Here is a 5,745-nt window from a genome sequence, read left to right as displayed (position 1 = left end):
GCGCTCGGCGGCCCGCATCGGCAACTCACCCCACCCGGGAGTGGCGACGAGGGCCCGGGTGCCGGCCCCGACGCCGGCAAGGGTGAGCAGCGTGTCGGCCGACCGCCGTTGGGCGTCCCCCAGGTCGTTGCGCCGGGGGGGCGACGCCGGGACCTCGAGGTGGACCACGTCGGTCCCGTCCTCCATCCGTGCACGGGTGCGTGCACCGGAGGCGAACACGGCGCCCGCCGTCGACATCGTCTCGTCGGTGTAGAGGGAGGTGAGCGCACCGGGAACGGAATCCTCGAGCTCCACCACCACCGGTCCCCCGCGCCGTCGCCCACCACCGGGGCTCCCGCGACCATCGCGCCCGTAGGCTCGTTCACCCGGGTGGGCGCAGTCGGAGTTCCCCGCGATCCACGGGCCGAGGGTTCCTATGGCCGCGCCGAGGTCGGTGGTCGTCCACTCACCGGCCATGTAGGACTCTCCCAGGCCGAGCACCCCGGCGGACGCGAGGCGCGCCCAGAAGCGCTCGGGCTCCCGCAGGACCACTCGGACGGGGGCGTCGTACTCGCCCGCCGCCGTCGAATCCGGGTAGTCGATCCTCAGACCGAGGTCCCTGGTCGACCTCCTCAGGGCCTGGGCGACCTCCCCCGCGGCCTGTCCGCCCATCCCGTCCGGCTCCGCGAGCGCGGGCCAACGATCGAGGTCGACGGTCTGCGGTTCGAGTCTGACCACCGGGTCCCTCCTCAGGGGTGTCGTCAGTGGGACGGTACCGCCGCACGTCGCCCGGGCGGGTCAGGCGCGACGGGGGGAGCGTTCACCGCGGCGAGCCCACTACGTGTGCACCGGCTACCGCATACCACTACCCTGGGGACTCGTTCCCGCGCGTGACCCGCCCGGGGACCCGATCGGCGAGCCCCGCGCTCACCACGACAGTCTCACCTTCACCAGGAGCCGCCATGACCGAGCCCGCACACGACCAGGTCACCGCCACCGCACCGGCCGGACGCCGGCACCGAGTCGTCATCATCGGGTCCGGCTTCGGCGGGCTCTTCGCGGCCCAGCAACTGAAGAAGGCGGATGTGGACGTGACCCTGGTCGCCAAGACCGGGCACCACCTCTTCCAGCCGCTTCTCTACCAGGTCGCGACCGGCATCCTCTCGGTGGGCGAGATCGCCCCGCCCACCCGGCTCATCCTGCGCGATCAGAAGAACGTCACCTGCATCCTCGGTGACGTCAACAAGATCGACGTGGCCGCCAAGACGGTCTACGCCTCGGCAGGTCACATCAAGTTCGACCTCGAGTACGACAGCCTCATCGTGGCCGCCGGCGCCAATCAGTCGTACTTCGGCAACGACCACTTCGAACGCTGGGCCCCCGGCATGAAGACCGTCGACGACGCCCTCGAACTGCGCAGCCGGATCCTCGGCTGCTTCGAGCAGGCGGAGGTCACCGAGGACGACGAGGAGCGCCGCCGCCTCCTCACGTTCATCATCGTGGGCGCGGGACCGACCGGTGTCGAGATGGCCGGGCAGGTCGCGGAGCTGGCCCAGCACACCCTGAAGAACACCTTCCGCCGTATCGATCCCGCCTCCGCCCGGGTGATCCTCCTGGACGCGGCCCCCGCCGTCCTCCCGCCGTTCGGCAACAAACTGGGCAACGCGGCTCGGGCCCGGCTCGAGAAGATGGGCGTCGAGATCCAGCTCAACGCCATGGTCACCGATGTGGACCAGCGCGGGATCGAGGTGAAGGACCCGGACGGTTCGGTCCGCCGGATCGACGCCACCTGCAAGATCTGGTCCGCGGGCGTCCAGGCCAGCACGCTCGGCAAGATGCTCGCCGACCAGACGGAGGCCGAGATCGATCGCGCGGGACGGGTCCTGGTGCAGAAGGATCTCTCGCTGCCCGGGCACCCCGAGATCTTCGTCGTCGGCGACATGATGAGTCTCGACAAGCTCCCCGGCGTCGCACAGGTCGCCATCCAGGGCGGCAAGTACGCCGCGAAACAGATCATGGCCGAGGTCGAGAAGGGCAGGTCCCCCGCCGAGCGACCGCCGTTCAAGTACTTCGACAAGGGCTCCATGGCCACCGTGTCGCGTTACAGCGCGGTGGTGAAGGTGGGCAGGCTGGAGATCTCCGGCTTCATCGCCTGGGTGATGTGGCTCGTGGTGCACCTCGCGTACCTCATCGGGTTCAAGAACCGCCTGACCACCATGTTCTCCTGGGGAATGCACATGGGCGGTGACCACCGCTCCCAGCTGACCTCCACGCAACAGTGGGTCTACGGTCGACAGGCCATCGAGCGCGTGGCGGCCCATGAGAAGGCCCGCTCGGCGGAGGAGGCCCGCGACCGGGCCGTGGAGACCACGTCGATCGGCGACTGAGGCGCGACGACTCAGCCGGTTCGGCGAGTCGATCGGTTCCGGGACGAGCGCCCGGCGGGACATCCCGCCGGGCGCTCTCGCAGTTCTGCCCCGGTTGTCGCCGCGCGCCCCGGGCCGGACAGGGCTTCTCGCCCGGCGACCGGGCCTACTGGAGGTTCGCCAGCCGGACCTGACCCACGGCAGCGAGTCGCCCCTCGTCATCGGTGATCTCGACACGCCACAGCTGCTGGCTGCGTCCCCGGTGCACGGGGGTACCTGTCGCCGTGAGCGTGCCCTCGGTGACGGCCCGCAGGAAGTCGGTCGAGTTGTTGACCCCGACCACCTTGCCCTCACCACCGAGCCACACCGCGCCCGCCACACTCGCGACCTCCTCGGCGATGGCACAGTAGACGCCGCCGTGGACGATCCCGTAGGGCTGGTGCAGGTGCGGCGCGATGTCGACCGAGACCACGACCCTGTCGGGAGTGATCTCCCGGTAGTCGATGCCGATCCCGCCGCCGAAACCGGTTCCGGACCGTCCCCGGATCAGTTGGATGAACTCGTTCTCGACCGCGTCGGACATCGGACCTCTTCTCCCGGCCCGGGCCGTCCGGGCGATTCGGGTACAGACGCTACCGCGCCTGCGCGTCCGCGGAGGCGAGCCATGCGGGGTCAGGCGGGGTCAGGCGGGGTCAGGCGGGATCAGCGGACCGAGCGCCAACCCCTGTCGCGCACCGGGATCGGTCCCGATCCGGGCGTTCGCGGAAGGGCGCTGCGCCGCCGTACCGCCAGGCCGGAGTCGTGGAGCGCCTGCAGCACCAGCTGTCCGCGGCGGTATCCGGTCTCCGCACTCGTGTCGGCGAAGGTCGGGACGATCGTCGCGGCACCCAGCACGCACTCCCCGACCACCGACCACAGGGTGTCGACGCTGCAGTTGCTCACGCGGGAGAGATCGTCGAACACCGGACTCAGGGTCATGCGTGACCGGCAGGCGAGCCACTGCGCGAGGGCCTGCTCGCACGGCAGGACAACGGTCCCCGGCGAACCCGCGGACGGATCATCACAGAGCAGTCGCAAGGTGGTGTCCCGGACGCCCGCCCAGTCGAGCCCTCCCTCGATGTCGGTGCGGACCGCGAGGTTCTCCGCACCCGTGTCCCACACCCGGCCGATGGTGACGAAGCTCGCGACCGCCCGGCCGATCACCCCGTGGGCGAACGCGTCGGCGACGAGGTACGTCGAGAACCGGATGTCCCCGGACTCCGCGAAGTAGTTGCGGAACATCGTCTCGACACGTCCGCCGTCCACCGCACGCTCCAGCGGAACCCACCGGCGGCGGGACTGGGTACCGAGATCCGCGATCGAGTAGAACTTCGGGTATCCCGGTCTGAACCCGGCGAGTATCTCGACCGTGTCGTCGAACACCGTGCGCGTACCCACGATCTGTGTGGGCAGCATGGAGCTGGTCATGTCTGCTGCTTCCCCCTCGCTGATCACTTCTCACTCGGGCCGCCTGCACACCGGCGCCACACCGCGGCGCGTTTCCCCCCGTTCCGCGGGTGCACCGGTGTCCCGGCCCGGTAATAAGTGATACAACACACCACCTCGTACAACCAAGGATTTCGGACCGGTTCCGGCAATCGTTGCACTCAGTGCACCACTGACCTGTCAGCAAACACTCAGGTTCGCGGATGCCCGCCGGACGGCCCGTCTCCCCCATCGATGCAGGTCCACTGCCCGGGAACCCGTGGACTACTCTGAGACACATGAGTACTGAGCGCGAGGACGCGCAGCCGACCTCAGACACCAACGGGACCGCCGACATCGGAGTCACCGGACTCGCCGTGATGGGCTCGAACATCGCACGGAACTTCGCCCGCCACGGGTACACGGTCGCCGTACACAACCGCTCCGCCGGCAAGACCGACGCTCTCCTGGACGAGCACGGCCGGGACGGGGACTTCGTCCGCACCGAGACCATCGAGGAGTTCGCCGCCGCACTCCGGTCGCCGCGACGTGCGCTCGTCATGGTTCAGGCCGGAGCACCCACCGACGCGGTGATCGACGCCCTCGCCGAGGCGTTCGACGAGGGCGACATCATCATCGACGGGGGCAATTCCCTCTACACCGACACCATCCGCCGGGAGAAGGCGATGGCCGACCGCGGGATCCGGTTCATCGGCGCCGGGATCTCCGGCGGCGAGGAGGGCGCCCTCGAGGGCCCGTCCATCATGCCGGGTGGCCCGGCCTCCAGCTACGAGGTCGTCGGGCCCATGCTCGAGGACATCTCCGCCAAGGTCGACGGGACCGCGTGCTGCACCCACATCGGCGAGGACGGCTCCGGCCACTTCGTGAAGATGGTGCACAACGGGATCGAGTACTCGGACATGCAGCTCATCGGCGAGGCGTACCACCTCCTCCGCGGTGTGGCGGGGATCGAGCCGGCGGCCATGGCCGAGGTGTTCCGCGAGTGGAACACCGGCGAACTCGACTCCTACCTGATCGAGATCACCGCGGAGGTGCTCGCCCAGGTGGACGCCGAGACCGGGTATCCCCTGGTCGACGTGATCGTCGACCGCGCGGGCCAGAAGGGCACCGGCCGCTGGACGGTCAAGTCCGCACTGGATCTGGGAGTCCCGGTGACCGGTATCGCCGAGGCCGTCTTCGCCCGCGCCCTGTCCAGTTCGGTACCGCAGCGCGAGGCGGGCCGCGCGCTGCCCTCCGGCGCGGTGTCGACCCCGAGCGGCACCGGCCCAGAGTTCATCGAGGACGTCCGGCGCGCGCTCTACGCGTCGAAGGTCATCGCCTACGCTCAGGGATTCGACCAGATCACCGCTGCCACCGCCGAGTACGGGTGGGATGTGGCGAGGGGCGACCTGGCCACGATCTGGCGTGGGGGATGCATCATCCGCGCCACCTTCCTCGACCGCATCCGCGAGGCCTATGCGGAGAACGCCGATCTCCCCACTCTCCTGGCCGCCCCCTACTTCGCCGAGGCGCTCGCCGACTGCGTCGACAGCTGGCGGCGCGTCGTCACCACGGCGGTGACCGCGGGTATCCCGGCGCCCGGGTTCTCGGCGGCCCTGGCCTACTACGACGGGCTCCGGACCGAACGACTGCCCGCCGCGCTCATCCAGGGACAGCGCGACTTCTTCGGCGCCCACACGTACCTGCGGACCGACCGCGAGGGCAGCTTCCACACTCAGTGGAGCGGCGACCGTACGGAGGTGCGGGCCTGACCGGGCCGGCTCGGACCGATCTGGGCCGTCTACTCGCCGGGCTCGGCGTCGCGGTCCCGGTCAGACACGCCGTCTCCACCGTCGTCGACGGCCCGGCGAGCGCGATCCAGATCGCCGCGCTCGACGACGCCGTCGCGGGCCGCGACCTCCTCGCGGTCGCGCCG

Annotated in this window: 4 protein-coding genes and 1 pseudogene; 2 read left to right on the top strand and 3 right to left on the bottom strand. The window is 70.0% G+C overall.

Translation table 11 applies throughout. The features are described 5' to 3' along the window. Positions 1-717 (bottom strand): annotated as a pseudogene (locus G6028_RS11640) (class I SAM-dependent methyltransferase); the annotation flags it as partial. A 224-nt stretch (positions 718-941) separates the two neighbouring features. Between G6028_RS11640 and G6028_RS11635 the strand changes: the two are divergent. Next, complete coding sequence (locus G6028_RS11635) at positions 942-2,366, top strand: NAD(P)/FAD-dependent oxidoreductase (protein WP_179525231.1); 1,425 nt, start codon at positions 942-944, stop codon at positions 2,364-2,366. 145 nt (positions 2,367-2,511) lie between these two features. Here the strand turns inward: G6028_RS11635 and G6028_RS11630 are convergent, their stop codons facing one another. Next, on the bottom strand, positions 2,512-2,928 hold the full coding sequence (locus tag G6028_RS11630; RefSeq protein WP_179525230.1) for a PaaI family thioesterase: 417 nt from the start codon (positions 2,926-2,928) through the stop codon (positions 2,512-2,514). Between the two features lie 119 nt (positions 2,929-3,047). After that, positions 3,048-3,812 carry a hypothetical protein gene (locus G6028_RS11625; RefSeq protein ID WP_182616261.1) on the bottom strand — a complete coding sequence of 255 codons (765 nt, stop codon included), beginning with the start codon at positions 3,810-3,812 and terminating at the stop codon, positions 3,048-3,050. Between the two features lie 296 nt (positions 3,813-4,108). On the opposite strand from G6028_RS11625, the gene gndA reads away from it, so the two are divergent. Next, positions 4,109-5,581, top strand: coding sequence for an NADP-dependent phosphogluconate dehydrogenase (gene gndA / locus G6028_RS11620; protein WP_179525228.1), 1,473 nt, complete (start codon positions 4,109-4,111; stop codon positions 5,579-5,581). Positions 5,582-5,745 lie beyond the last annotated feature (164 nt).

The organism is Dietzia cercidiphylli (genome assembly GCF_014145145.1).
Taxonomy (GTDB): domain Bacteria; phylum Actinomycetota; class Actinomycetes; order Mycobacteriales; family Mycobacteriaceae; genus Dietzia; species Dietzia natronolimnaea.
This window is presented reverse-complemented; position numbering and strand designations above follow the sequence as displayed.

Excerpts from the sequence above, each read along its gene's own strand:
- G6028_RS11635 (WP_179525231.1), top strand. The coding sequence starts at position 942 with ATGACCGAGCCCGCACACGACCAGGTCACCGCCACCGCACCGGCCGGA.
- G6028_RS11630 (WP_179525230.1), bottom strand. The coding sequence starts at position 2,928 with ATGTCCGACGCGGTCGAGAACGAGTTCATCCAACTGATCCGGGGACGG.
- G6028_RS11625 (WP_182616261.1), bottom strand. The coding sequence starts at position 3,812 with ATGACCAGCTCCATGCTGCCCACACAGATCGTGGGTACGCGCACGGTG.
- gndA (WP_179525228.1), top strand. The coding sequence starts at position 4,109 with ATGAGTACTGAGCGCGAGGACGCGCAGCCGACCTCAGACACCAACGGG.